Genomic DNA, 25,952 nt, shown 5'->3' with positions numbered 1-25,952 from the left:
TGGCGGCTTTATCCGGCCGCCTGCGGCAGTCTGTTCCGAGATCCGAACTAGCGCAGGACGGTGGTGACCTTGTCGCCTTCGTCGTTGAGCTGGATCGAGACCTGCTCGCCGACCTGGACGGGCGGAAGGGCAACGTCGCGCGGGATGGTGAAGCTCTTGCCGCTCTCGAGGGTGATGACGCGAGCGGACGAATTGAACTTGGCGATCATGCCATTCTGCGAGGAGGCGAGTGCGGCGCCGGACATCATGGCGAGTGAGGCGGCGGCGAGAACCAGAGTCTTCATCGAGTATTCCTTTCTTGGGAGTGACGCCAATATCGGCGACGTCCCAGTTCTAGCGGTCGCCTGTTGCGGGGCGTTTTCTGCCGCCGGAGAGAAGTGTTTCGTTTGTTTCAGATCTGCGACGACTGCCGAAATATGGAGGGATCGGCCGTCACAGGGACCGCCTTTGGCATCGGCCACGCAAGAGGTTCGCCTGGCCATGCCTGGAACGGCACGCAGCAAGCGACTGATGAACAGCAGGGAATTGGGGCACACGCGCTGGCTTCAGCGGGCAGGGGGCGAGAAGCGGGGAATTGGGCAGCCGATTCCTGGGGCAGCTTGGCTGTGCCGAAAAGCAAATCCCCACCTGCTAGGCAACAGGTGGGGATTGAACGTGTCAAAAGGCTGGAAAAGTCAGATCGCCGGCAAGCTGGTCGCCGGGCTGCGTGGGCTGGCTCTGTGCCAAGGTCGCCGTTTGGCTCTTGAACGATCCACTGCCTTCAAATGCGCGGCAATCATCGGGTCGACGATGTGGGGATCGGTCAGCGGTGCCATATGTCCTGCATCCGCAATCATGGCAAGGCGCGCACCGGGGATCATTTCGGCGACAATCTCGGTGGTGCGCAGGCTGACGCTTGGGCTTTCGAGCGCCATCGCCACAAGTGTCGGGCATCGAATTTGGGCACAGCCGCCGGCCGGCCAGGAGGCGACAAGGGAAGCGGTAAGATCCGCGGTGGCCCGGGTGAGGTGAGAGGCGAGCGTCTGCCGCAGCCCCGGGCTGGTTCTCTGCCAGGCGCCGCGGGCATACCAGAAGTCGACATAGGCGCTCATGCCGCCTGCCGGGTCATGTGCTGGGAGCGCCGCCTTCATCCTGTCGGCCAGCCCGACAAGCTCGGCGAACAATGCCCGATCGGATGGTGCTCCGTCGCGCAGCAGATGAAAAGCCGTCGGCTCGATGAGCGTCAGGCTGCGCACCAGTTCAGGCCGCGCCATGGCGATCTCGAGCGCGAGCGCGGCGCCCTGCAGATGGCCGACGACGTGCATCGGCTCGTCGATGATCGCCTCGATTGCGGCCTTTGCGGAATCGGAACTGGCGTATCTGCAAAGATCTGGCGCGACCACCCGATAGCTGCCCCGGAGATAGTCCGCCAGGCCCTGCCATTGCTGGCCGCTGCTGGCTGAGCCATGCAACGCAAGCACTGGCAGTCGAAACTCCACCTCGGTGAAGTCTCGACTGCTCAACTCAGCCCATGTCGTGTTCATGGCCACGCTTTCGATCGGAAGAACCGTAGGCAAGCGAGTCGATTTCGCAGCGCGGAACGCCAATGTCCTTGAGCAGGTAGTCGTCCAGCTCGGACAGGTTCCGAACGGCGCGGTAATGTGCCCGCCGCGCGAGATAGGCCTCGATGGTAAGGCGAATTCTTGTCCCCTGGGAGAGGACGAAAGCAACAGCGGGGGACCGAATGGCAAGGGCAGACATTTGGGAGGACTCCGTCAATTGGCGACGCCAAGGATCGGCGACACTTCAGGTTTAGTTCATTTTCATTTCAGCTCGTTTTCAGGGAGGCGATGGAAGTGTTTCGTTTGTTTCAATCTGGCCGCTTCCAGGCGCACCACGGCTGTCCCGCTCAGTCGACAGGCGGATGCAACGCTGGGCATGGAATGAGCCGATTGGCGCCTCGGGGTGCCATGACGTCAGGCGACAGACCGGGTGCTCCATGGATGGTGGAGCGCATCGGTGCGCTCTTGAACATGTAACGCAACCGACCCGGCACGAACGGAGCCCCGAGCGAGGCCATCGCCGAGGAGGCTGGCTCCGTGCCTTTCGAGCGTGGTGCTTGTTGGGGCTGATGCGATGCGATCCCCTGAAAGCTGGGAAACTGCATGATCGATGCGAGGTCGGTGGCATCGGCTGCGCCGCATGCCGGCAGAACGACAGACAACGCCAGTAGGGTCCGTCTCATCTCAATTCTCCTCTTGGGATGATGTTCGATTGACTTCGTTCGAGCCCTGCGGCCGACGGCATCAACAGCCTGCCGGTTTTTTGGTAGGCTGTTGGGGTCCGCTGCGCAGACCATTTCCAGCGAAGTCGATGCAATTGAGCGTAGCGCGCGCGTGTTTCAGTTCGTTCTCGGCGTCGGGAGAAAAAAGTTTCGTTTGTTCGTTCAGACGACCCGGAGCCCGGAAAGACTGAAACAAAACGGTTTGGTTCGACCTCAAGCCGAAACAAAGCGCGACTATTCAGCGATCGGCGATCACGCCGCCGTGAAGACGATGCCGGGCTTTCCGTCGAGGAGACGACCTATGCAAGCTGACTGCCGAGTTTCGGATGCGCGAACTGGCTACGCGCTGTTCGACATCGACGACGTGCTCGAGGACGCCAATGCCGCGATCTACGGCGACAGCAGCGCCAGCATTGCCGGCGATGACGGGCCGGCCGATGTCGGCAGCGTCGTCGGCAAGGTTCTCCGGAACTTGAAGAGCTTCGACGGCATCGAGGTTGAGCCGACGGACGATTTCGCGCGACACGCCGCAACACGCTGGCGCCAGGACAATGTGCCCCCGTTCGAAGCGCAGACGGTCGATGGCGGCTGGAGGCTCCTGACCAGCCACCCCAGGCCCAATGGCGGTGTCGCGCTGATCAGCACCGACATCACCGAGATGAAGCGTGTCCAGATCGCGCATCTCGACAGCGCCGAAATCTTCCGCTGCATCACCGACAGCCATCCGCTTCCGGTCTGGGTCGTCGACGAAGAAAGCAAGCAGATCGTCTACGAGAGCCTCGACGGTTCGCGCCTCCTGGGCCGCAAGTGGCGGCCGAACGAGCCGCAGTTCATCATCGACCATTTCGTCGACCCCGATGATTTCGAGAAGATCAGGGAACGGGTCGGCCACGACGACATCCTGCGCGACCATGAAATCGAGCTCAGGCGACCGAATGGGTCCAACGTCTGGTGTTCGACGAATTGCCGCCGGAGCCACTATCGCGGCCGGCCGTCGCTCGTCATCGGCGTGCTCGACATCACCGAACGCAAGAAGGCAGAGGCAATTGAGCGTGAAGCAACCGCACTGATGCAAATGGTGCTCGACGCCTGCCCGGTCCCTACGCGGATGTCGACGATCGAGGGAGAAACACTCTACCGCAACCCGGCCAGCAGGGAGCTCTATGGCGACCGCGCGCATATCGGGAGCTATTACGTCAATCCCGATGATCGCAAGACGCTGGTCGGCGTCCTTATGGACAAGGGCTGCATCGATGATTTCCGGGTGCGGCAGTACGATGCCAACGACAACATCTTCTGGGGTTCGATCTCGGCGCGGCTGATCGATTTTCAGGGGCGGCCGGTGATCGTTTCCAATGCGACCAACATCACCGACATCATCGACGCCCAGAACCAGACCCGACAGGCAAGCGAGCGGTTGATCGACGCCATCGAGTCCCTGGCCGAAGGTTTTGCGCTTTACGACAAGGACGACCGCCTGGTCCTGGCCAACAGCCAGTACCGCAAGATGCATGCCCTCAGTGCGGACGTGCTGGTTCCCGGTGTCAATTGGTTCGACTTCCTGCGCGTGACCGCCCAGCGCAACCAGTTCCCGGTTTCACAGGACAGGATCGACGACTGGCTGGACGAACGGGCCAAGGACAGGCGGGAGTTCCGGCAGCAGGAATTCCAGCATACCGATGGAGGCTGGTTCTTCGTTTCAAACTGTCCGACCCGCGAGGGCGGGTTCGTGGTCACTCGTGTCGACATCACGGAACGCAAGCGCGCCGAACTGGCTGCGAAGGAGGCCGACGAACTGGTCCGCAAGGTCCTGGAGGCCTGCCCGGCCAGCATCCAGATGACGAGGGCGGAGGATGGAAAACTGCTCTACCGGAGCCCGGCTTCGGATGAACTGCTCGGCGGCGTCGACAACGCCTTCGACAGCTACGTCCATCCTGCGCATCGGAAGCAGTTTGTCGAACGCCTGTTGCTGATGGGCGAAGTCGACGATTTCGAAACGCAACTGAAGCGCAAGAATGGAGAAGCATGCTGGTGTTCGCTCTCGGCAAGGCTGATCGACTTCCACGGCGACAAGGTCATTGTTTCCCACACCTATGACCTCTCCGACCGCATCGAGATGCAGCAGCAACTGGAGCGCCAGCGCGAAACGCTGCACCAGAACGAGAAGCTTTCCGCACTCGGCGGCCTGCTGGCAGGCGTCGCGCACGAGTTGAACAATCCGCTTTCGGTGGTGCTCGGCATGTCATTGACGCTGAAGGAGACGGCGTCCGACCCCAAGACCGTCGAACGGGCCGACAAGATCAGCAGGGCCGCGGAGCGCTGCGCGCGCATCGTCAGGACCTTCCTGGCGATGGCAAGGCAGCAACCGACAAGGACCTCGAATGTCGCAATCGACGACATTGTAACGGCAGCGGTCGAGGTCGTTGGCTATTCGATCAAGTCGTCCGACATATCGCTTTCGGTTCAGCGTGCACCTGATCTGCCCGCGATATGGGCCGATCCTGACCAGCTGACCCAGGTTCTGATCAACCTACTGGTCAACGCCGAACACGCGGTGCATGGCTGGGACGGCCCAAGAGACATCGTGATATCGACGGAACTGCAGCCGGAGAGCGGCAACATTCTCGTCAAGGTGGCGGACACCGGTCCGGGTATCCCGAACGAGATCCTGCCGCGCATCTTCGAGCCCTTCTTCACGACCAAGGAGGTCGGGGCCGGCACCGGGATCGGCCTGTCTTTCTGCTATCGCATCATTCAATCCCACCAGGGGACTATCCAGGTCGAGACGAAGGAGGGTGGAGGATCGACCTTCGTGGTCTCGCTACCCGCTTCCGACCGACTTGCCGAGCGGTCCGAGACCGAGGCCATTGAACTGCCGAAGTCGACGGGACGCGTCTGCCTGGTGGTGGACGATGAAAAGGACGTCGGCGATCTTATCGCCGAGATCCTCACCCAGGACGGCTTCACGGTGATCGTTGCCGGGTCCGGCAAGGAGGCGTTGAAACAGCTGAAATCGCGAACATTCGATGTTATTCTGAGCGATCTGAAAATGCCTGAAATGGATGGCCGCAGATTCTACAATCATGTCTGCGATTTGCATCCGGCGGAGGCTGACAGACTGGCCTTTCTAACCGGAGACACGATCAGTCCGGACGCACAGGTGTTCTTGCGCGCGACGAAGCGGCCTTACCTGGAGAAGCCGGTCAAGCCGTTCGAACTGCGGACCTTCGTCTCCAGGCTGGTCAACCGCGATGCTTGAAAGGCTGTATTTGCCTGCCACCGCGAACAGGGTTAATTTCAGCAAAGGTGAGGAAGCGTTGACCGCTAACCCGCATATCGTTGTCTGCGACGACGAGCCGGATCTACGCGACACGGTCGCGGAGTATCTGGAACGGAATGGCTACGCCGTCACGACAGCCGATGCCGGCCCGGCCCTGCGCGAGATCGTCGACACCCAGCCCGTTGATGTCGTCATTCTCGATATCCGGATGCCGGGCGAGGATGGCCTGTCACTGGCTCGCTACATGCGGGAGCATTCGAAGGTCGCCATCATCATGCTGACCGGCTCTGCCGAGATCATCGACCGGGTGGTCGGCCTGGAGATCGGCGCCGACGACTACATCGCCAAGCCCGTCGACCTCAGGGAGTTGCTTGCCCGGGTCAAGGCTGTGCTGCGCCGCACGTCCGGGCATGACCAAGTCATTGGACAAGGCGATCATCTCGGCCCGCATGTCGTCAGGTTCGGCAATTGCCGGCTCGACCTGGAAACGCACAAGCTTTTCGATCCCGAGGGCGCCGACATCGCCATCACGCCGATGGAATTCCGGCTGCTGAAAGTGTTTGCCGACAATCGTGGCAAGACGCTCAATCGCGACCAGTTGCTGGAGCTTGCCCACGATCGCGGCTGGGATCCCTTCGACCGCAGCATCGACATCCGGATTTCCCGGTTGCGAAAGAAGATCGAGAACGATCCCTCAAAGCCGGAAGTGATCAAGACGATACGCGGCGTGGGATACCTCTACTCGTAGTAGCATCGGCCATCTACGCACGCTGACGGCCTGGTATTTGCACAATCAAGGTGCGGACAACCTTGGCTGAATCTGGACTACGGCCGGAGGGCGACATACAGTTTGCCCGTCATGGCGAACCGCCTTCCATATTGAGGCGGAGCGGCGAAAATCGCCCTGACGCGGGTTCGAACGTGCCATGGCTGAGGCCGCAGGCAAGGGAGCGGCGGCTGATGGACGTAGCGATTTTTGTGGCGATTGCCGAAAACGGGGTGATCGGGCGCGACAACGGCCTGCCGTGGAAGCTGTCGAGCGACCTTAAGCGCTTCAAGGCCGACACGATGGGCAAGCCGATCATCATGGGCCGGAAGACCTATGAGAGCATCGGCAAGCCCCTGCCGGGCCGGCTTAACATCGTTGTAAGCCGCGATCCGGCCTACCGGGTCGACGGCGCCGAAACGGTACAATCGGTCGAAGACGCCATTACGCTCGCCACGGCCAAGGGCCGTTGCACGCCAGGCGTCAGCGAAATCTGCGTGATCGGCGGTGGCGAGATCTATCGCCAGGCGCTGCCACTGGCCGACCGGCTGCATGTCACGCATGTTCTGGCGAGCCCCGACGGCGACACGCGCTTCCCGACGATCGATCCGGCCCTCTGGTTGGCTGTTCGCTCCGAAGACTTGCCTGCCGGCGAAAAAGACAGCCATGCGACACGCTATACAGTTTACGAGAGGCGTCGCGGGGTGCATTGAGACGGTGGTTTCATACATATGTAGTGAAATCAGAAGCGCTTACGGGCCATTTCGTTGAAAGCGCTTGATCGCATGCCTATAGATGGTGGTAGGAAATCTTCGGCCGTTTCAGGCGCGGCCGCCAATAATACCTAGTGAAAGGACTTTCATGCCCTGGAACAATCAAAATGGAGGCGGCGGCGGCCCATGGGGCGGCGGCGGCAGCGGCGGCGGCGGTGGCCCCTGGGGGCAGGGACCGCGGCCTAGTGGGCCACAGGGCTCGCCTCCTGATCTCGAAGACATCATTCGCCGGGGCCAGGACAAGCTGAAACGCGCGCTTCCGGGCGGCGGCGGTTCGAGCGCCATGGTGCTTGGCCTGCTCGGTGCGGGCTTGCTGGCGCTCTGGGCGTTCCAGGCGATCTACACCGTGCAGCCTGACGAACTGGCAGTCGAACTGCGCTTCGGCAAGCCGAAGCAGGAGCTGTCGCAGCCAGGTCTGCATTTCCATTGGTGGCCTGTCGAAACCGTCGAGAAGGTCAACACGGCTGAAAAGTTGGTCAATATCGGCGAAGTGCGCGGCAGCACGTCATCCGGCCTGATGCTTTCGGGCGACCAGAACATCGTCGACGTGAAATTCTCCGTCGCCTACCAGGTATCCGACCCGCAAGCCTATCTGTTCAAGGTTTCCGAACCCGACGTGATGGTTCGCCAGATCGCCGAAAGCGCGATGCGCGAAGTGGTCGGGCGGCGTCCGGCACAGGACATCTTCCGCGACGACCGCCAGGGCATTGCCACAGGCGTGCGCGACATCATCCAGGATACGCTCGACCAGTACGGTGCAGGTCTGGCCGTCAACGCGATCTCGATCGAGGATGCAGCACCGCCGCGCGAAGTGGCCGACGCATTCGACGAGGTGCAGCGTGCCGAACAGGACGAAGATCGCTTCGTCGAGGAATCCAACCAGTATTCCAACCAGAAGCTCGGCCAGGCGCGAGGCGAGGCGGCCCAGATCCGCGAAGACGCCGCTGCCTACAAGAACCGTGTCGTGCAGGAAGCCGAGGGTGAGGCGCAGCGCTTCATCTCTGTCTATGACGAATATGCCAAGGCGCCAGACGTGACCCGCAAGCGTCTCTATCTCGAAACGATGGAAAAGGTGCTTCAAGGCTCCGGCAAGGTGATCGTCGAGCAAGGCAATGGACAGGGCGTGGTGCCCTATCTGCCGTTGCCTGAACTGCAGAAGCGCGCTCCGGCGGCGGGAGGCAACTGATGTCCAATCGTCTTCCCATCATCGGCGTCTTCGCCGCGATCATTCTGTTCCTGATCTGGTCGTCGATCTTCGTGGTCAACGAGCGCCAGCAAGTCATCGTGCTGCGCTTCGGCGAGATCGTCGACGTCAAGACCGAGCCCGGCATCTATTTCAAGGCGCCGTTCTCGATGTTCGAGGCCGACAACGTGCAGGTCATCGAGGACCGCGTGCTGCGTCTGGATCTCGACGACATCCGCGTCCAGGTCTCGGGCGGCAAGTTCTATGACGTCGACGCCTTCATCGCCTATCGCATCAACGATGCCCGCAAGTTCCGCTCGACCGTTTCGGGTAGCGTGGAACTGGCCGAACAGCGCCTGCGCACTCGCTTCGACGCGGCCCTGCGCCGCGTCTACGGCGTGCGTGGCTTCGAAGCGGCGCTCTCGGAAGAGCGCGCGGCCATGATGCGCGAGGTTCGCGACCAGCTGCAGCCCGACGCGACGTCGCTGGGCCTCGAGATCCAGGATGTTCGCATTCGCCGCACCGATCTCACCCAGGAAGTGTCGCAGCAGACCTTCGACCGGATGAAGGCCGAGCGTTTGGCCGAGGCCGAAAGGCTGAGGGCACGCGGCCGCGAAGCAGCACAGCGCATCCGCGCCCGTGCCGACCGCGAAGTGGTCGAGACCGTCGCCGAAGCGCAAAAGGAATCGGAAATCCTGCGCGGTGAAGGCGAAGCCCAGCGCTCCGCGGTGTTCGCCAACGCCTTCAACCGCGATCCTGAGTTCTTCGACTTCTATCGGTCGATGAGCGCCTATGGTACCGCGCTGAATGCCGACGGCACGACAATGGTGCTGTCGCCGGAATCGGAGTTCTTCCGCTATTTCCGCAGCCCCGACAGCAACAAGGCAACGCCGGCGCCAGCCGCCGGCGCTGCTGCTCCCGCCGCCAGCAACTAAGCAGTGCGGGACTTTATCGTCGCCATGGGCTTGGTCCTCGTTTTCGAGGGCCTGGTCTATGGCGGCTTTCCTTCTGCGGCCAAGAAGTTGGCCGCACAGGTGACCGAAATGCCCGATGCAGTGCTCAGGACAGTCGGTCTTGCCGCCATCGTCATCGGCGTGGGCGTCGTCTGGCTCATCCGGGGATAACGGACGATTTATTCCGTACCGGTAGCAATGGCCGCAAACAGGCCTTATTTGTTTTCATCATGACGCTTCGCGTTCGGACGGCCCGCCGCGATCAATGCTCTGACAGCCTCGGGAGGCTTCCCTGATGATTTCCACGCCCCTTTTGCGCGCCATGCGAAAGGCCTCTCTGGCCGCCACGACGGCGCTGATGATCGGTGCGAGCGTCGCTCCGTCCTTCGTGACACCTGCTTTCGCGCAAGGGCCGGAATCGGTCGCCAATCTTGCCGAAGGCCTGCTGGGCGCGGTGGTCAACATCTCGACCTCGCAGACGGTGAAAGGCGGGGAAGGCGAGAACGCCGTCCCGATGCCGCAATTGCCCGAGGGATCGCCGTTCCAGGACTTCTTCGACGACTTCTTCAAGGACCGCGAAGGCCAGAACAATGGCGGCTCGCAGAAGGTGCAGTCGCTGGGTTCGGGTTTTGTCGTCGATGCCGAGCAAGGCATCGTGGTGACCAACAACCACGTGATTGCCGACGCCGACGAGATCGAGGTGAATTTCTCCGACGGCTCGAAGCTGAAGGCCGAACTGGTCGGAACCGACACCAAGACCGACATCGCCGTGCTCAAGATCGATCCCAAGGCCAAGAAGCTGACGGCGGTGAAGTTCGGCGATTCCAACAAGATGCGGATCGGCGACTGGGTGATGGCGATCGGTAATCCGTTCGGCCTCGGCGGCACGGTGACGGTGGGCATCATCTCGGCGCGTAACCGCGACATCAATTCCGGCCCCTATGACGACTTCATCCAGACCGACGCCGCGATCAACCGTGGCAACTCGGGCGGACCGCTGTTCAACATGGAAGGCGAGGTCATCGGCATCAACACGGCGATCATTTCGCCGTCGGGCGGCTCGATCGGCATCGGCTTCTCCATACCGGCCGAGATAGCAACCGGCGTGGTCGAGCAACTGACGCAGTTCGGCGAAACCCGTCGCGGCTGGCTAGGCGTCCGCATCCAGCCGGTGACGGACGACATCGCCGAGAGCCTGGGCATGGCAACTGCCAAGGGCGCGCTGGTGGCCGGCATCATCAAGGGCGGGCCTGTCGACAACGGCATCATCCAGCCGGGCGACGTGGTCATCAAGTTCGACGGCAAGGATGTCGTCGAAATGCGCGATCTGCCGCGCGTTGTTGCCGAGAGCCCGGTGGGCAAGGCGGTCGATGTGGTGATCGTGCGCAAGGGCGTCGAGCAGACGGTGAAGGTAACGCTCGGAAGGCTCGAGGACGGCGAGAAACTGGCCGAAGGCGAAGCTGCCAAGCCGGAAGAGGGCGCTGAAAAAGGGGCCGAAGTCGCAACAGCGAGCATGCTCGGCATGACCATCGGCGAGCTCAACGACGACACGCGCGCCAAATTCGGCATCGCGGCCGATGTGTCGGGCGTGGTGGTGACGGCGGTTGCCAAGGATTCGGCAGCTTCCGAGCGTGGCATCGCCGCCGGCGAGGTGATCACCGAGATCGCCCAGGAATCGGTATCGACGCCGAAGGAAGTGATGGACCGCATCTCCGCGCTGAAGGAACAGGGCCGCAAGAACGCGCTGCTGATGCTGGCTTCCAAGACCGGTGAGCTGAGGTTCGTGACGATCCGCATGGATTGAGGCCGGGAATCCGGCTTTGTCGGAGTAACTGGCGACATCCTATGGGATGTGCTATGTTTTCTCCGGATGCGTGTCGTACTGGATACCAACGTACTCGCTGCTGGCTTGCGCAGCCGGAATGGCGCATCTTTTGCGGTCCTTGGACATGTCGCTGAGATGCACCTCCGCCCGCTGGTGACGACGGCATTGTTCTTGGAATACGAGGCCGTGTTGCGTCGGCCGGAACATCGTACGGCGCATGGCTTGTCGAACGCGGAGATCGATCGCTTCCTGGCAGGTCTTGCTGGTTTGGCTGAAGCGGTTGAAGTCCATTTTCGCTGGCGGCCGCAACTGTCGGATCCAAAAGACGAGATGGTGCTTGAGGCCGCCGTGAACGGCCGTGCGGAAGCCCTCGTGACACACAACGTCAGGGATTTTCAAAAAGTCTCGGAGCGTTTCGAACTGAAGGTAATCAGACCAGCAGAATTGCTCCAAGGATTAAGGCGATGAGCAAGGCAACCTACCCACTCAAGCTGCCGCTGTCGGTGAAAGAAGCGGCTACACGTCTGGCAAAGGCTGACGGTGTATCACTCAATCAATGGATAGCATCTGCAGTGGCGCAGAAAGTTGGCGTTGTCGAGACGGCGGCTGATTTCCTCCGCCGTCGTGCAGGCGAGGCCTCGGCCGACGACTTCTCCGCGATACTGGATAAAGTGCCCAATGCGCCGGCAGATGAGGGCGACGAATATCCGGATGGGAACAAGAAGATTGAAAAAGGCGGCTAGTTGGCCGCCTTTTTCCGTTCCTGCCACTGGCTGCGGGACAGCCTGTAGAGCAGGTGCCGCTTCAGTTCCGGGTGCGTGTCGGGAACGCGCGGGTGGTCGAAATCGCCGGACGGGTCGTGGCGCATACCGAGCCGCTGCATGACGGCTGTGGAGCGAAGATTGTTCCACACGGCAAAGGAAACGACCTCGTCGTCGCCAACCACGTCGAAGGCAAAAGCGAGCCAGGCCTCGGCGGCTTCAGTGACGTAGCCCTTGCCCCAATATTCCGGTGCGAGGCGCCAGCCGATTTCCATGGTGCCTTTGGGAATGAAGGGCTCGAGGTCCGTGCGTACGATGCCGACGAAGCCGATGCATTCGCCGGTGTCGGCAATCTCGGCGGCGGCAAAGCCGAAGCCGTCGCGGTCGATGCCGGCGGCCAGGCGATCGAGCAACTCGTCGCTCTCTGCCCTATTGCGGCGCATCGGGAAGAATTCCATCACCGTTTCATCGGCGTTGATGCGATGAAACAGCTCGCGGTCGCGATCTTCCCAGTTGCGCAGGATCAGGCGCTGGGTGCGGAGCGGTTCCATCAGGCGAAGTCGCTGCGGCTGTAGCCCTGGAGATAGAGCAGGGCGGTGAGGTCGGAATGGTCGATGCGGATCCTGGCCTCCGCGGCGACGGAAGGCTTGGCGTGGAGAGCGACACCGCTGCCTGCCAGGCGGATCATGTCGAGGTCGTTGGCGCCGTCGCCGACGGCGATGGCATCGTCCACGGTGAGGCCGAGGCGCGCGGAAATCTCGTTCAGCGCGTCGGCCTTGGCGGCGCGGCCGAGGATAGGCTCGGAAACCTTGCCGGTGAGGCGGCCGTCGGCTTCGATCAGGTGATTGGCGCGGTCTTCGTCGAAGCCGAGCTTGGCCGCGATGCGGGAGGTGAAGACGTCGAAGCCGCCGGAGACAAGTGCGGTGTAGGCGCCATGCGCCTTCATGGTGGCGACGAGCGCCTTGCCACCCGAGGCGAGGGTGAGGCGGGTGTCGATGATGCGGTTGATGACCGAAGCGTCGAGGCCGGCGAGCAGTGCGACGCGTTCGCGCAAGGCTGGCTCGAAGGCGATTTCGCCATTCATCGAGCGCGCGGTGATGTCGGCGACGCGATCCTTGACGCGGATCTCGTCGGCGAGTTCGTCGATGCACTCCTGGTCGATCATGGTCGAATCCATGTCGGCGATGAGGATCTTTTTCCTACGCGTTGCGTTGTCCTGAACGGCGAAATCGATGGCTTCGCCGGCGAGCAAGGGAGCAAGGGCTGCATTCCCATCGTCGACCGAAAGCTCTGATGGCAAGGCGATGTCGCAGGCGATGTTGGCGTCGAGCCACACAATGGCGCTTGCACCAAGGGCGCGAGAGGCCTTATCGGCAAGAGACGGCAGCAGCAGAGCGCGGTCCGGATGGGAAATCAGCGTGGCGACGAGCGGCATCGAAAATTCCGATATAGGCGAGGGGCGCATCAAGAACGCGACCCTGATAGCCGGGCCGACCGCCAGCGGCAAGTCGGCGCTGGCGCTTAAGCTTGCCGAGCGCGACGGCGGCGTGATCGTCAATGCCGATTCGATGCAGGTCTACGACGTGCTCAGCGTGCTGACGGCCCGGCCGGGCGCCGAAGACCTCCGCCGCGCGCGGCATTTCCTCTATGGCCACGTGTCGCCGGCGACGGCCTATTCCACCGGTACTTGGCTGCGCGACGTGGCGGTGCTGGCAGACAGCGGCCTGTTCGACGACAAGCCGCCGATCTTCGTCGGCGGGACCGGGCTCTATTTCCGGGCTCTGGCCGAGGGCATCTCGGAGATGCCCGACATTCCGACGGAAATCCGCGACCGCTGGCGCTGGCGGCTCAACGAGGAAGGCGCGCCGAGACTGCACCGGTTGCTGATGCGGGTCGACAGCGAGGTCGCGATGAAGCTCAAGGCCAGCGACGGCCAGCGCATCGTGCGCGCGCTGGAAGTGCTCGAAGCTTCGGGACGTTCGATCCTGAAATGGCAGGCTGATCGCGGCCATCCGATGATCGACCTCGCCAGCACACGCTTCCTCGTCATCGAGCCGGAGCGCGAACTGCTCATCAAGCGTATCGACCTGCGGTTCGACAAGATGCTGGAGCTTGGTGCACTGGAAGAGGTGAAGGCGGTCACAGCGATGAGGCTTGCGCCTGAGCTGCCGGCGATGAAGGCGATCGGCCTGCGCGAACTGGCAGCTGCAATCGCCGGCGAAACGAGCTTCGAAGAGGCCATAGAACGGGCCAAGATCGCCACGCGGCAATATGCCAAGCGGCAGTCGACATGGTTCCGCAACCAGTTCGGACCGGAATGGCAAAGGATCGGCGGCGAGACCGGCGAAAAGAACGAAACCACAGCGACATAGCCATTTGCGCTGGGCGGATTAACCCTCCGTAAGTCGCGGCATGGCATAAGGCCTTGGGGATCAATCAGGGTAGCCATGCGCTTTCACAAGGCTGAAACCGCGTTTTTCGTTTTCATCGCGCTGATTTTGACCGCAGCGCTGGCGACCTTCTATGCCTGGACACTTGTCGAGGGGCCGGCCGACGCGCTGTACATGCCCGGGCGCGTCGAGAGCATCGAAATCCTCCAGAAATTGCTTTTGGCAATCGCCGTGCTTTTGGCCGGGACACTGGTCTATGGGCTGTTCTTCATCTTTCCCCAGATACGGACCCAGGTGAAGGAAGGCGGCAAGCTGCGCGAGATGACGGCTTCGCTGAGCGCGCGCTCGCGCAATCTGGAGCAGGCGGCCCTGACCGACGGTCTCACCGGCATGCAGAACAGGCGCTATTTCGACGACGCACTCAGGGAATATCTCGGCGAGTTCGGCCGCATCGACAAGCCGGTCGGGCTGATGATCCTCGACCTCGACCATTTCAAGCAGGTCAACGACACCTACGGCCACGACGCCGGCGACGAGGTGCTGCGGTCCGTCGCCAAGTGCCTGCAGAGCATGACGCGCTACCACGACGTGGTGGCACGGCTCGGCGGCGAGGAATTCGCCATCGTCGCGCCCAACATGGATCTCGAGCTGTTGCAGCGGGTTGCCGAGCGCATGCGTAAGGCGATCGCTTCGCTTGCCATCGAGACAGGCGGTGCCCAGCTCAACGTGACGTCCAGCGTCGGCCTGGCCCTGTGGGACAAGGCAGAGACCGCCGAGGAATTCTACCGCCGCGCCGACAAGCAGCTCTACGAGGCAAAGCGGCAAGGCCGCAACCGCGTCTGCGCCTGAACTTACCGGAGGCGTATCGCAGCGCGGGCGCTCCGGTCCGTGCTAAGTCCGAACGGTGTCGAGTGGCCGGACTGTGTCCGATTTACGTTCGGTCGCATCGGCACCATGTGGTGGCAGCTGAGCGATTGCCGTGGCCGAATGCGCATCCTTTCTCAACGCAATTTCACTGCAATTTCGTCCGAGGTTCCTGACTTACCGTCTGTACGACGCAATGCTCCCGACAGTTGCCAAGTTGCAAAGAGGAGCAAGTCGTGGGCATTTCCTACGTTAAATCGCCGACGCGAAACCCTGGTGTGGATCACGCCGGCAACAGGGGGCTTTCGCTTATCGCATGGCTGGGCGCCATGATCGCCGAGGTGCGGAGAGAGACAGCGCTGGACGATCTCGGCGAAGGACAATTGGAAGATATCGGCATCAGGCGTTTTGCGCAGAGAGGGCGGTGGATTGATGACCTCGAAACGTCACTCCCCTTCGACTTCGAATACTCTACCCCTCTGCATTCCCCTGCGGCGGCCGACGGGGACAAACAGTTTCTGAAGTAAATCGCAATCGAATGAGACCGAACGGGATCTCTGGCGCACACAATTTAGTGGCAGTTCCCGCATGAAGTGCCGGCGGCGTCGCCAGTAGAAATGCTGGCCATTGTTGGGCATGATCGCCAGTGCCGCGATGAGCAAAGCAAACAGCCCATGTCAGTTTTCGAGTTCGCAGGTCACACGCTGGATCTCAAGCAAGGCAGGTTGCGGAATGGAGCCGGCGACGTCACGTTGCGCCCGAAATCGCTGGCCTTGCTTACTTATCTGGTCAAGAATCCTGGCCGGGTGATCGACAAGCATGAACTGATCGAGGCTGTGTGGCCGGATGTCGTGGTTTCGGACGACTCGCTTAGCCAGTGCCTGAAAGACATTCGGGTTGTCCTCGGCCCCCAGGCGGAGGGTTTTATCCGGACAGTACCGCGGCGCGGTTACATCCTCGACGAGCAACGTTTGCGATCTTATGACGAGGGTTCCGACCGGCCTCCGCCGCGAAAATGGCAATCCACGGCTGACAGGCCATCGATTGCCGTCCTCCCATTTGAAACCGCCGAAGCTGACCAGGAATGGTTTTCCGACGGCATTGCCGAAGACATCACGACAGCGCTGACGAAGAGCCGGAGGCTGCTGGTCGTCTCGAAAACTACAGTTTCGCCTTCAAGGGACGCGCTGTCCGTGGAAACGACATCGCCCGCGAACTCCGTGTTCAGTATCTCCTGGAGGGCAGCGTGCGCCTGTCGGGACAACGCGTCCGTGTTTCCACTCGATTGCTGGAAGGCGCAACAGGAGAGTTGTTTTGGGCCGAGCGGTTCGACCGGGACCTTGCGGACATTTTCGCAATCCAGGACGAGATCACCGAAGCTGTCGTCAAGCACCTGGAACTCGAACTGCTACCCGAGGAGAAGCATGCCATCCAGCAGGCTCGAACCGGCAACATCGAAGCTTATCACTACGAACTGCAAGGCCGGCAGCTGGCGCTGGAATTGACCAAGTCATATCTCGTCCTGGCCCGGCGCCTGTTTGGCAAGGCGGTTGAGCTCGATCCCGGCTATGCACGTGCCTATGCCGGCATGGTGATCTGCGACTGCTACCTGCGCGACTGGCATGGGAAGGACAGCGCGCCGGATGAGATCCTGGCTATCGCAGACAAGGCACTGCATCTCGATCCCACCCTGCCGGAAGCTCATGTCGCACGCGGCTTTGCCCTGTTCTGCAATGAAAGATACGAGGAGGCCGGCGTTTCATACCAGAAGGCTCTCGCCATCGATCCCAATTCGTACGAGGCAAATTTCTTCTTTGCCTCGACGATGGCGCGCTTCCTGAACGACCGGGCGAAGATGATCTCGATGTTCAAGCAAGCCTCGCGCTTGCGACCCGACGACTATCTCTCGCCGATGATGATCGCCGCCTTTCTTGCCAGGAACGATCCGGAAAGGCTGGATTGGGCGAGAATTTGCGTCGAACGCTCGGAACGCGCGTCCGGCATTCACCCTGAGAACGCTGCACCGCTGCATCGCGGTGCCGTCGCGCTTGGCTATCTCGACGACAAGGAGAAGGCGCGTTCCTGGTTGGCCCGTGCGCTAGCGATCGATCCGGACGATTTCATTGCAAACGTCAATGCGGCGGCCCTCTACGCCCATCTGGGGGACGTGGAAGGAGCGCTGCAACACCTCAAAAAGGCCGCACGGGACGTCCCTCAGAACACGATAGACATGCTCCGGAACGATGCCGACTTCGATGTCATTCGCGATGATCCGCGCTTCTCGGCGATCCTGCCCCCGCGTGATCCTGGGATGGCTTGAGGGTTGTTCCCGAGCACAGTTCGAAACCCAGTGTGTCTTGAACTTGCCACTGGACGTCCTTCTTCAAGCCAGCAACACTGGCTTGTCCGTTGCCGTGAAGGCTGCGGGTGCTTGCGTGCAGAGGAGGAATGCGATGGACGAACCCGACCGGTGGCGAAACATGGCGAGCGCGCCAAAGGACGGCAGCCGGGTCCTGGTGACGGTACGTTCGTCGGAACAGGGGCCGGCGGAGGTCGATGTCGCCTATTGGGCAAGGCCCGACGCATTCGGCATCGAAGGCTGGCGCGCTGCCGACTCCTATCCCGGGTGCGTGATCGGCTATGCCGACCCGGAACTGAAGTGCTGGATGCCGCTGCCGAAAGCCAATCTGAGCAAGAATTCGCCGGAGATGCCAACGCCCTGGGAGGGCGAGGACGAGGAGCAACTGGACGGCTCGGGGATCTGAGGTTCCAGGCCCGGCTTGGCCTGCTGCCATCGAGTGGGGCGCAGGCTTCCGAGGATCTCAGCTGTTCGGCGGGCGTCCGCCAAACGTCGACGGACGCAAGCCGAAGCGGGTGTCGAAATCGTCGTCGGGCTGCTGCTTGGCCGGAGGCTTTTGGTAATCGGTGTCGCCAGCCTGGCGCTGGCTGTCGACAACTTCGGTGAAACCCAGTGCTGCGGCTTGCGGCTTGGGCACGTTGCGCAGGCGTTCGACCACAGCGACGAGATCGACGTCGTCGCCGCTGCCGGATGGGGCCTCCGCGGCCCGCTTGCCGGTGCCTGGGATGAGTTCGGGCGAAAGTTTTTCGAATTTCAGCCGCATGGTGGTGGCGACGCCTTCGCCGAAGGCTATGGCCTCGCGCTGGCCCATCGAGGACAGGAAGGAGAGGCTGGAGGCCGACGAATCGGCAATGGCCGAGCGGATGATCGCCTGGTCCTGCTCGTTGGCGAGCCGCATGGCGAATACGGTTGAGCACTGCGACAGGATCGTCGGGTCGAGTTCGCCCGGGCGCTGGGTCACGACGCCAAGATAGCAGCCATATTTGCGGCCTTCCTTGGCGATGCGCGACAGCGCGTGCCGGGTCGGGGCGAAGCCAAGGCGGTGGTCGGCGGGCATGTAGCGGTGGGCTTCCTCGCACAGCAGCAGCAGCTTGAGCCGCCCTTCGCTCCACAAAGCGAGGTCGAAGGCGAGGCGGGCCAGCACCGAACAAACCGAATTTACCACCTCCGAAGGCATGCCTGCCATTTCGAAGCAGGTGACCGGGCGGCCATGGGTGGGGACGCGGAAGATGTTGCCGATCGTTTCGTGGATGGTGTCTTCGATCAGCCTGGAGTGGAACATGAAGCGGTAGCGCGGGTCGGCGAGCGCGGATTCGATGCGCGTCCTGAGCGATTTCAGGATCGGCCGTTCGTTCTTGGATTCGAGCAGGCCCATGCGCTCGTCGATCTGCTTGATGAGATCGGCCATGCGGTAGGGGACCGGCGTGTCGGCGGTCAGCGCATCGACGCCGCGCCGCAGGAACGCGCCGCCCTGCGGGCTGCGGTAGAGGTTCTTGGCCACCGGGATGAGGTCGCGCAGCACGTCGATCTCATCGGCGTCGGTCTCGCGCCCGCGAAACAGCACTTCGGCGAATTCCTCGAGGCGGAACAGCCAGAACGGCAGGTCGAGCGTGTTGCTGTCGACCTTGACGCAATATTCGGGCAGCGAGCCCGCGAACTCGTTGTGCGGGTCCATGATCAACACGCGCAGGTCGGGCCGCGCGGCAATGGCCTTGCGCAGCAAGAGCGAGACGGCGGTCGATTTGCCGACGCCGGTGGTGCCGACGACGGCGAAATGTCGGGCCAATGTTTCATCGATGGCGATGCAGGCGTCGATGCTGTCGTCCTGAGACAATTGCCCGATGGTCACGGTGTGGCGGCCGGCAAGGTCGTAGACGGCCTGAAGGTCGCGGCTGCGGATGCGGTGGGCGATGGCACCGATATAGGGATAGGCGGTGATGCCGCGGTCGAAGACAGGCTTCTTGTCCGCGCCCACGTCACGGACTTCTCCGATCAGCTCGACATTGACCTCGATGGGGTTGTCGCCTTCGCTGCTCCAGGAACGGTCCGACTTGGCGATGGAATAGACCAGTCCGATCGTCCGGGTCTCGCCGAGATTGATGCAGATCATGCGCCCGACCGTCCAGAGGCCAACCGTGCTTGCGCTGCCGGTCTCGGCATAGGCGCTGATGACCGCACGAGCACCGTCGCACTGCACGACGTTGCCGAGGATGCGGGCGTCGTCCTGCTTCGGGTCGCGCCGCTCCTGCGAGGTGGTTTCACCACCCGCCGCCTGACGTTCGATGTACATTGATGCCACGTCCCTTATTCCCCAAGCCGCAAGGCTAGCGCAGGGCGGTTAAGGCCGGGTGATGGCGGATGGTGTAGCCCGGGTTAACCGGAACGCTCCAATTCGAACGTTGTGCGGGCAAACTGACGTTGCGGAAAATTTGCGCGGGTCAGGTTGACAGTTCGCCTTCCTGCGCATTAACGTCCGCGCCATGAATACGACACTCATTCTCGTAGTAGGATTGCGCATGGGCAAGGCGGTGTAACCGCCGGGCGAAATCCCCCATGCGCAAATGTGAAGGCTCCCTCGGGGGCCTTTTTTATTGCCCGAAACAGGACTAAACGAGCAGCAACCGCCGAGAACGGCGAAAAGGAAGACGGGACGGACCGATGAGCGGACATAGTGACAGCGGACGACGCGAAATGACCGGCGCCGAGATGGTGGTGCAGGCGCTGAAGGACAACGGCGTCCAGCACCTCTTCGGCTATCCCGGAGGCGCCGTCCTTCCGATCTATGACGAGCTGTTCCAGCAGGACGATGTCCAGCACATCCTGGTGCGCCACGAGCAGGGCGCGGGCCATGCTGCCGAGGGCTATGCGCGCTCGACCGGCAAGGCCGGCGTGATGCTGGTGACCTCGGGTCCCGGCGCCACCAATGCGGTGACGCCGCTGCAGGACGCGTTGATGGATTCGATCCCGCTGGTGTGCATCACCGGCCAGGTTCCGACCTCGCTGATCGGCTCCGACGCCTTCCAGGAGTGCGACACCGTCGGCATCACCAGGCCGTGCACCAAGCACAACTGGCTGGTGAAGGACGTCAACGATCTGGCCGGCATCCTGCACGAGGCCTTCCATGTCGCCACCACCGGCCGGCCCGGCCCGGTCGTGGTCGACATTCCGAAGGACGTGCAGTTCGCCAAGGGCATCTACACGCCGCCGCAGACCGCACCGCGCACCTCCTATCAGCCCAAGGTCCAGGGCGACCTGGAAAAGATCAAGGAAGCCGTTGCTATGATGGCGGATGCCAAGCGGCCAATCATCTATTCCGGCGGCGGCGTGGTGAACTCCGGTCCCGAGGCGAGCCATCTGCTGCGCGAACTGGTCGACCTCACCGGCTTCCCTATCACCTCGACGCTGATGGGCCTCGGTGCGTACCCCGCATCGGGCAAGAACTGGCTCGGCATGCTGGGCATGCACGGCAGCTACGAAGCAAATATGGCGATGCACGACTGCGATGTGATGATCTGCGTCGGCGCCCGCTTCGACGACCGTATCACCGGCCGCCTCAACGCGTTCTCGCCGAACTCGAAGAAGATTCACATCGACATCGACCCGTCGTCGATCAACAAGACCGTGCGCGCCGACGTGCCGATCCTGGGCGATGTCGGCCGCGTGCTGGAAGACATGGTCCGGCTGTGGCGGGCGACCGCCAAGGCGGACAAGAAGACGCTGTATCCGTGGTGGGAGCAGATCGCCAAGTGGCGCGCGCGCGACAGCTACGCCTACAAGCCCAACAGCGACGTGATCATGCCGCAATACGCGATCCAGCGGCTGTATGAGCTGACCAAGCACCTCGACACCTACATCACGACCGAGGTAGGCCAGCACCAGATGTGGGCGGCCCAGCATTACGGCTTCGAGAAGCCGAACCGCTGGATGACCTCCGGCGGCCTGGGCACGATGGGCTACGGCCTGCCGGCAGCACTTGGCGTGCAGATCGCGCATCCGGAATCGCTTGTCATCGACATCGCCGGCGACGCCTCGGTCCAGATGTGCATCCAGGAGATGAGCGCGGCGCTCCAGTACAATGCGCCGATCAAGGTCTTCATCCTCAACAACTCCTACATGGGCATGGTGCGCCAGTGGCAGCAGCTGCTGCACGGCAACCGGCTGTCGCATTCCTACACCGAGGCGATGCCCGACTTCGTCAAGCTGGCCGAAGCCTATGGCGGCCACGGCATCCGCTGCGACAAGCCGGACGAACTGGACGATGCGATCAAGGAGATGATTTCGGTGAAGAAGCCGGTGATCTTCGACTGCCGCGTGGCCACTCTCGCCAACTGCTTCCCGATGATCCCATCGGGCAAGGCGCATAACGAGATGCTGCTGCCCGACGAGGCGACCGACGAGGCAGTGGCCAACGCCATCGATGCCAAGGGCCGCGAACTGGTGTGACGGATCACGTGCGGCCTTCCAGGGAAGGCCGCACAATCAACGAGTTGGCGCAACCGCCTGAGATCGAGAATCATCTTATGAACGCACAGCTACAACCCACCGGTTCGGCCTATTTCATCGCCAAGGAAACCGAGAAGCCGGAAAACCACACGCTATCGGTGCTGGTCGACAACGAACCGGGCGTGCTTGCCCGTGTCATCGGCCTGTTTTCCGGTCGTGGCTACAACATCGAGAGCCTGACCGTCTCGGAGACGGAACACGAGAAGCATTTGTCGCGCATCACCATCGTGACGCGCGGCACCCCGCATGTGCTCGAGCAGATCAAGCACCAGCTCGAACGCATCGTGCCGGTGCATCGCGTCGTCGACCTGACCGTCATGGCTCAGGAACTGGGCACCGGCGGCGCGCTTGAGCGCGAACTGGCGCTGGTCAAGGTTTCCGGCACTGGAGACGCCCGTGTCGAGGCGCTCAGGCTGGCCGATGCCTTCCGTGCCAAGGTGATCGACGCCAATACCGAACATTTCATCTTCGAGCTGACCGGCAAGGTGTCGAAGATCGAGCAGTTCATCGCCATCATGAAGCCGCTGGGCCTGGTCGAGGTCTGCCGCACCGGCGTGGCCGCGATGAACCGTGGCCGGCAGGGAATGTAACTGCCGCAGGCGCGAAGCCAAAAACAGAGGCCGCCGGTGCGCTACACCGGCGGCCTTTGACTTTTCCGGACCCGAGGCTTGTTGGATCAGAAGCCGACATTCTCGTTGATGTAGAAGGTGTTGAGCAGCGAGGCGCGGGGTTGCTCGATCGTCGTCTTGATCTTCGGACGGCCGTGCCAGCTCATCTTCATCAGTGAATGATAGGCCTTCAGCACCACAAAGGCGTAGCCGACATTGGGCAAGAATGGCAGCGTCTTGACCGGCTCCAGCCCGTAGGAGCCGACGTTGAGCAGGCCCTTCAGCGACGCCTGGTAAAGTGTCGTGCCGAGTTCACGCTGGCTTTCGTCGGCCGGGCAATAAAGCTGCATGGTGACGACCTTTTTGCGCGCGTCGGGATGCGGCTTGATCTGGTAGCCGTCCTTGTCGCTGTAGAGGACCGGCTTTGCCACCAGCCTGAGGTCGTCGACGCTGGCGACATTGTCGCCGCGGGCGCGGATTTCGAGGCCCTCGTGCAGCTGGCGACGGATGACATCCTCGACCTACCTGGAGGTCAGTGTCTCCGACACGGCTGCCCACATCTCGCGAAACTCGGCATCGACCTTGCCGACATTGTCGCCATAAAGCCGCAGTGCCATGCGCGTGCCGTTACTTGTGATCGGATCGTAACCGTCCGTGGGGACGGATCTGATCAGGTCGGCATAGAAATCCTTGGGAAAGAAGTCGCGGAAGAAGATATGCGGGAAGGGCAGAGAGAAGCGGTCGGCCGCCTCGATGCTTGCAACAGCGTGGCGAACAAGCTCCTGGGTCAGACCGCTCGTCTCAATTTTAGAAACTGCTGACATTTCTTCCCCCTAAGACTACTCCGTGAGTCGCTGCTTGCTCGACGACTTCGAGAATTGAAACCAGGAAGTGTTAGTCGGCAAGCTTTTTCGCGGACGTTCTATCTAGCGTCAAAACAACGGTTTCGAGCTGTGAGTCAAAGCCAGCCGGCGCAACGCACGAGCGCTGGCCCAGTCATCAGGCCGATCTGGATTTTTTGTAAGCGACCAATAAGGTCAATAATGCTGACTTAAAAGAGAGGAAACGAATGTCGTACGACGCATTCCTGGCACTGCTCGTCTATGCCTTCGTGACCTCGATCACGCCGGGGCCTAACAATTTCATGCTGCTGGCCTCGGGCGTGAATTTCGGCTTCGTGCGCACCATTCCGCACATGCTGGGCATCGGCATCGGTTTCCTGACGCTGCTGCTCGGCGTCGGTTTCGGCCTCGGGGCCGTGCTGTCGGCCTTTCCGATGCTGCATGGCGGCCTGAAGATCGCCGGCGGCGCCTATCTGCTCTATCTCGCATGGCGCATCGGCATGTCGCGCTCGCTCGGCAAGGACGGCGAGGCCAAAGCGCGGCCGATGACGTTTCTCGAGGCGGCGGCATTCCAGTGGGTCAATCCCAAGGCGTGGGTGATGGCGGTGACTGCCATGGCCGTCTATACCAGCCCGGAATCGCCATTCCTGTCTGTGTTGTTGATCTCCGGAGCCTTCGCCCTGGTCAACCTGCCGAGCGTTTCGAGCTGGGCCGGATTCGGCATGGTGTTGCGCGGCTTCCTTGCCGATCCGGTGCGGCTGAAATGGTTCAACATCGCCATGGGACTGCTTCTCGCGGCGACGTTGTGGCCGATGCTGAAGTGATCAGAAAAATTCGATCGCCGGCCTCGTCAGCATCAGCCAGAAGATGGCGATGACGCTGAAAAAGGCGGGGAACCCGCAGGCGAACCAGACGCGATAGAGGCGGAGATAGCGCGCCGGCAATGCCCCGCCCGTGGTGGCGGACGAACGAGCGAGATTGCGCAGCTCGATCTGAATGATCACGACCGGCAGCCAGAACAGGCCGGTCAGCACATAGAGCGCGAGCGACAGCACAATCCAGCTTTCACTCAACGACCAGCCGGCTTCATACGCCAGTAAGGCGCCCGTGATCGGCTGGAGGACGACAGCGGTCGCCGTGAAGACGGTGTCGGCGATGACGACGATTCCGGCGACATGGGCAATTGTCGCAGCGTCGCGGGTGCGATGGGCCATCACCATGAAGAAGGCGATGCCGGCCCCTGTGCCGAACAACACTGCGGCTCCAAGGACGTGGACGAGGCGCAGCAATTCTTCCATGGCTCAACGCTCGTCCAGGATCGCAAGCGCGACCAGCGCAAGTACGATCGACGGCAGCACCTTGACCAACGGGCCGAGCGGATCCGTCCAGAGATGTGAGGAAAGAACGGTTGCTGTCGCGAGATAGGCCAGGGACAGGGCAATCATGCCTTTCAACGCCAATCCGGCGTATCGACGATAGGCAACGCCGAGCCCGAGGGCGATGTCGGCCAGGCTGGTTACAAGCGTGATGGCGGGAGCGATCGCGGCTGGCGCACCGGCTGACACCAAATGCGCCGACGACGCGTCGAAGCGCAGCAGCGCCACAATGCCCGATAGCAGCCAAAACAGGCAAAGCGCAGCGAACGTCAGCGGCTTGAGCAGGTAGAGCCGGGCGAACCAGAGATCTTGAACGCCGGCGGGATTTGCGGACAGCGTCTCGTCGAGCGAGCCGAAGCGCCGGCCGAGATCAACGGCATGGCCGATCACACCGCCGGCTGCGACTTCAAGTGCCGTCGAGCGCAGCGGCGATCGCCAGCCGAGCCGGCCGAGCATATCGGCGGCGTGGGCGGTGAGGCGGGCAAAGACGCCTGGCAAGTCGAGCGTGCGCGCTGGCGCCAGGCCAAGCCACCTGCGGTGGATGGCAACGGCATCGGCGAGCGACAGGGTTTGCGGTGCGGCGAGATCGAGGTCGCTGCCGATCGGGATATTGCCGGACAGAGCGTCGAACACCGTCTCGGCGACGTCGTCGAGCGAGACGAACTGCATCGGGCTTTGGCCAAGGACCAGCGGTGTTGCGAGTGGAAACGCGGCCAGGGCGCGCAGCAGTGCGGAACCGCCATAGGCCGCGCGGCCGACGATCACCGCCGGGCGGAGGATGACGAAGGGCAGGCCGGATGCCTCAAGCGCCGCATCGGCCTGACGCTTGCTTGCGAGGAATGGGTTTTCGGATGCAACACCATCGGTGCGCGCCGATATCTGGACGAACATGCGTAGCGAGGGGGCGGCGGCCTGATAAAGCGCTTTCATCGCGACATATTGCAGGGCGGCGACATTGTCGCGCGGACCATCCTGGAGTGCACCGGCGCAATTGACCACGGCGTCGATGCCGGACAGAAGAAAGCGCCAGTCCTCGGGCCGCGACAGGCTGGCGATATCGGCCTGGACCCAGCCGAAATCGGGATATCGGCGGGAAGCGACCTTTGTGTCGCGCGCCAGGGCAACGATGGAAAATCCGCGGGCCGCAAGCGACCTTGCCACCGCCGCACCGACAAAGCCGTTACCGCCCAGAATCAGAACCCGCAT

27 protein-coding genes and 1 pseudogene are annotated in these 25,952 nt (G+C 62.2%); 18 read left to right on the top strand and 10 right to left on the bottom strand.

The genetic code is table 11. The features are described 5' to 3' along the window. Positions 1-47 precede the first annotated feature (47 nt). The 3 genes from WHT83_RS19650 to WHT83_RS19640 all read right to left on the bottom strand — a co-directional run bounded on the left by WHT83_RS19650 (position 48) and on the right by WHT83_RS19640 (position 1,740). A complete protein-coding gene (locus WHT83_RS19650) occupies positions 48-284 on the bottom strand; it encodes a DUF1344 domain-containing protein (protein WP_108607666.1) in 237 nt (78 codons plus the stop codon). A gap of 390 nt (positions 285-674) precedes the next feature. After that, entirely contained in the window at positions 675-1,523 is an 849-nt protein-coding gene (locus WHT83_RS19645) for an alpha/beta fold hydrolase (RefSeq protein WP_406872136.1), read from the bottom strand. After that, the gene (locus tag WHT83_RS19640) at positions 1,504-1,740 is read right to left on the bottom strand and encodes a DUF1127 domain-containing protein (protein ID WP_183260424.1); all 237 of its coding nucleotides are present in this window, start codon (positions 1,738-1,740) and stop codon (positions 1,504-1,506) included. The genes WHT83_RS19645 and WHT83_RS19640 overlap by 20 nt, the downstream gene beginning before the upstream one ends. An 824-nt stretch (positions 1,741-2,564) precedes the next feature. Between WHT83_RS19640 and WHT83_RS19635 the strand changes: the two genes are divergently transcribed. The 9 genes from WHT83_RS19635 (at position 2,565) to WHT83_RS19595 (ending at position 11,786) form a co-directional block, all read left to right on the top strand. Then, on the top strand, positions 2,565-5,522 hold the full coding sequence (locus WHT83_RS19635; RefSeq protein ID WP_406872135.1) for a PAS-domain containing protein: 2,958 nt from the start codon (positions 2,565-2,567) through the stop codon (positions 5,520-5,522). A 58-nt stretch (positions 5,523-5,580) separates the two neighbouring features. Further along, a complete protein-coding gene (locus tag WHT83_RS19630; protein WP_406872134.1) occupies positions 5,581-6,291 on the top strand; it encodes a response regulator in 711 nt (236 codons plus the stop codon). Positions 6,292-6,503: 212 nt separating this feature from the next. Next, a complete protein-coding gene (locus WHT83_RS19625) occupies positions 6,504-7,022 on the top strand; it encodes a dihydrofolate reductase (RefSeq protein WP_108607670.1) in 519 nt (172 codons plus the stop codon). A gap of 148 nt (positions 7,023-7,170) precedes the next feature. Continuing rightward, complete coding sequence (gene hflK, locus WHT83_RS19620) at positions 7,171-8,268, top strand: FtsH protease activity modulator HflK (protein ID WP_108607671.1); 1,098 nt, start codon at positions 7,171-7,173, stop codon at positions 8,266-8,268. Then, positions 8,268-9,200 carry a protease modulator HflC gene (hflC, locus tag WHT83_RS19615; protein ID WP_108607672.1) on the top strand — a complete coding sequence of 311 codons (933 nt, stop codon included), beginning with the start codon at positions 8,268-8,270 and terminating at the stop codon, positions 9,198-9,200. Before hflK ends, hflC begins: the two co-directional genes overlap by 1 nt. A 3-nt stretch (positions 9,201-9,203) precedes the next feature. Beyond that, positions 9,204-9,389, top strand: a complete 186-nt coding sequence (locus tag WHT83_RS19610) for a DUF2065 domain-containing protein (RefSeq protein ID WP_183260429.1) — start codon at positions 9,204-9,206, stop codon at positions 9,387-9,389. Positions 9,390-9,513: 124 nt separating this feature from the next. Further along, positions 9,514-11,022: a DegQ family serine endoprotease gene (locus WHT83_RS19605; protein ID WP_108607674.1), complete on the top strand. Its 1,509-nt coding sequence runs from the start codon at positions 9,514-9,516 to the stop codon at positions 11,020-11,022. A 66-nt stretch (positions 11,023-11,088) separates the two neighbouring features. Beyond that, positions 11,089-11,511 (top strand): putative toxin-antitoxin system toxin component, PIN family, encoded by a 423-nt coding sequence (locus WHT83_RS19600; RefSeq protein ID WP_318761276.1) that lies wholly within the window; start codon positions 11,089-11,091, stop codon positions 11,509-11,511. Further along, positions 11,508-11,786, top strand: coding sequence for a pilus assembly protein HicB (locus WHT83_RS19595; protein ID WP_406872133.1), 279 nt, complete (start codon positions 11,508-11,510; stop codon positions 11,784-11,786). The genes WHT83_RS19600 and WHT83_RS19595 overlap by 4 nt, the downstream gene beginning before the upstream one ends. Here WHT83_RS19595 and WHT83_RS19590 read toward each other — a convergent pair. Both WHT83_RS19590 and serB read right to left on the bottom strand, forming a co-directional pair. Further along, positions 11,783-12,355 (bottom strand): GNAT family N-acetyltransferase, encoded by a 573-nt coding sequence (locus tag WHT83_RS19590; protein WP_406872132.1) that lies wholly within the window; start codon positions 12,353-12,355, stop codon positions 11,783-11,785. The genes WHT83_RS19595 and WHT83_RS19590 overlap by 4 nt on opposite strands. Beyond that, on the bottom strand, positions 12,355-13,239 hold the full coding sequence (serB, locus tag WHT83_RS19585) for a phosphoserine phosphatase SerB (RefSeq protein ID WP_406872131.1): 885 nt from the start codon (positions 13,237-13,239) through the stop codon (positions 12,355-12,357). The genes WHT83_RS19590 and serB overlap by 1 nt, the downstream gene beginning before the upstream one ends. Between serB and miaA the strand changes: the two genes are divergently transcribed. The 6 genes and pseudogenes from miaA (at position 13,223) to WHT83_RS19555 (ending at position 17,823) form a co-directional block, all read left to right on the top strand. Next, positions 13,223-14,176, top strand: coding sequence for a tRNA (adenosine(37)-N6)-dimethylallyltransferase MiaA (gene miaA, locus WHT83_RS19580; protein WP_406872130.1), 954 nt, complete (start codon positions 13,223-13,225; stop codon positions 14,174-14,176). The two genes, serB and miaA, sit on opposite strands and share 17 nt — an antisense overlap. Before the next feature lie 75 nt (positions 14,177-14,251). After that, on the top strand, positions 14,252-15,043 hold the full coding sequence (locus WHT83_RS19575; protein ID WP_108607678.1) for a GGDEF domain-containing protein: 792 nt from the start codon (positions 14,252-14,254) through the stop codon (positions 15,041-15,043). A 251-nt stretch (positions 15,044-15,294) separates the two neighbouring features. Beyond that, positions 15,295-15,585 (top strand): hypothetical protein, encoded by a 291-nt coding sequence (locus WHT83_RS19570; RefSeq protein ID WP_406872129.1) that lies wholly within the window; start codon positions 15,295-15,297, stop codon positions 15,583-15,585. Between the two features lie 90 nt (positions 15,586-15,675). Then, a pseudogene (locus WHT83_RS19565) lies at positions 15,676-15,957 on the top strand (transcriptional regulator); the annotation flags it as partial. A gap of 347 nt (positions 15,958-16,304) precedes the next feature. Further along, on the top strand, positions 16,305-17,378 hold the full coding sequence (locus tag WHT83_RS19560) for a TPR end-of-group domain-containing protein (protein WP_406872128.1): 1,074 nt from the start codon (positions 16,305-16,307) through the stop codon (positions 17,376-17,378). Positions 17,379-17,511: 133 nt separating this feature from the next. Then, complete coding sequence (locus WHT83_RS19555; protein ID WP_108607681.1) at positions 17,512-17,823, top strand: hypothetical protein; 312 nt, start codon at positions 17,512-17,514, stop codon at positions 17,821-17,823. A gap of 57 nt (positions 17,824-17,880) precedes the next feature. Here WHT83_RS19555 and WHT83_RS19550 read toward each other — a convergent pair whose 3' ends face one another. Beyond that, positions 17,881-19,707 (bottom strand): ATP-binding protein, encoded by a 1,827-nt coding sequence (locus WHT83_RS19550; RefSeq protein WP_406872127.1) that lies wholly within the window; start codon positions 19,705-19,707, stop codon positions 17,881-17,883. Between the two features lie 368 nt (positions 19,708-20,075). On the opposite strand from WHT83_RS19550, the gene WHT83_RS19545 reads away from it, so the two are divergent. Continuing rightward, the gene (locus WHT83_RS19545) at positions 20,076-21,860 is read left to right on the top strand and encodes an acetolactate synthase 3 large subunit (RefSeq protein ID WP_406872126.1); all 1,785 of its coding nucleotides are present in this window, start codon (positions 20,076-20,078) and stop codon (positions 21,858-21,860) included. A gap of 77 nt (positions 21,861-21,937) precedes the next feature. Next, positions 21,938-22,510 (top strand): acetolactate synthase small subunit, encoded by a 573-nt coding sequence (gene ilvN, locus WHT83_RS19540; RefSeq protein WP_108609840.1) that lies wholly within the window; start codon positions 21,938-21,940, stop codon positions 22,508-22,510. A gap of 86 nt (positions 22,511-22,596) precedes the next feature. Here the strand turns inward: ilvN and WHT83_RS19535 are convergent, their stop codons facing one another. Continuing rightward, a complete protein-coding gene (locus WHT83_RS19535) occupies positions 22,597-22,959 on the bottom strand; it encodes a hypothetical protein (RefSeq protein WP_406872125.1) in 363 nt (120 codons plus the stop codon). 90 nt (positions 22,960-23,049) lie between these two features. After that, positions 23,050-23,352, bottom strand: coding sequence for a hypothetical protein (locus WHT83_RS19530; RefSeq protein ID WP_406872124.1), 303 nt, complete (start codon positions 23,350-23,352; stop codon positions 23,050-23,052). A gap of 245 nt (positions 23,353-23,597) precedes the next feature. Between WHT83_RS19530 and WHT83_RS19525 the strand changes: the two genes are divergently transcribed. Beyond that, positions 23,598-24,194, top strand: a complete 597-nt coding sequence (locus WHT83_RS19525; RefSeq protein WP_108607684.1) for a LysE family translocator — start codon at positions 23,598-23,600, stop codon at positions 24,192-24,194. Here WHT83_RS19525 and WHT83_RS19520 read toward each other — a convergent pair whose 3' ends face one another. Both WHT83_RS19520 and WHT83_RS19515 read right to left on the bottom strand, forming a co-directional pair. Continuing rightward, positions 24,195-24,668, bottom strand: a complete 474-nt coding sequence (locus WHT83_RS19520; protein WP_406872123.1) for a DUF2269 family protein — start codon at positions 24,666-24,668, stop codon at positions 24,195-24,197. Positions 24,669-24,671: 3 nt separating this feature from the next. Beyond that, a complete protein-coding gene (locus WHT83_RS19515; protein WP_406872122.1) occupies positions 24,672-25,952 on the bottom strand; it encodes an SDR family oxidoreductase in 1,281 nt (426 codons plus the stop codon).

Origin of the sequence: Aminobacter sp. P9b (genome assembly GCF_045345995.1) — a bacterium.
Lineage (GTDB): Bacteria > Pseudomonadota > Alphaproteobacteria > Rhizobiales > Rhizobiaceae > Aminobacter > Aminobacter niigataensis.
The sequence above is the reverse complement of the archived record's forward strand: the minus strand, read 5'-3'. Positions and strand labels throughout refer to the sequence as shown.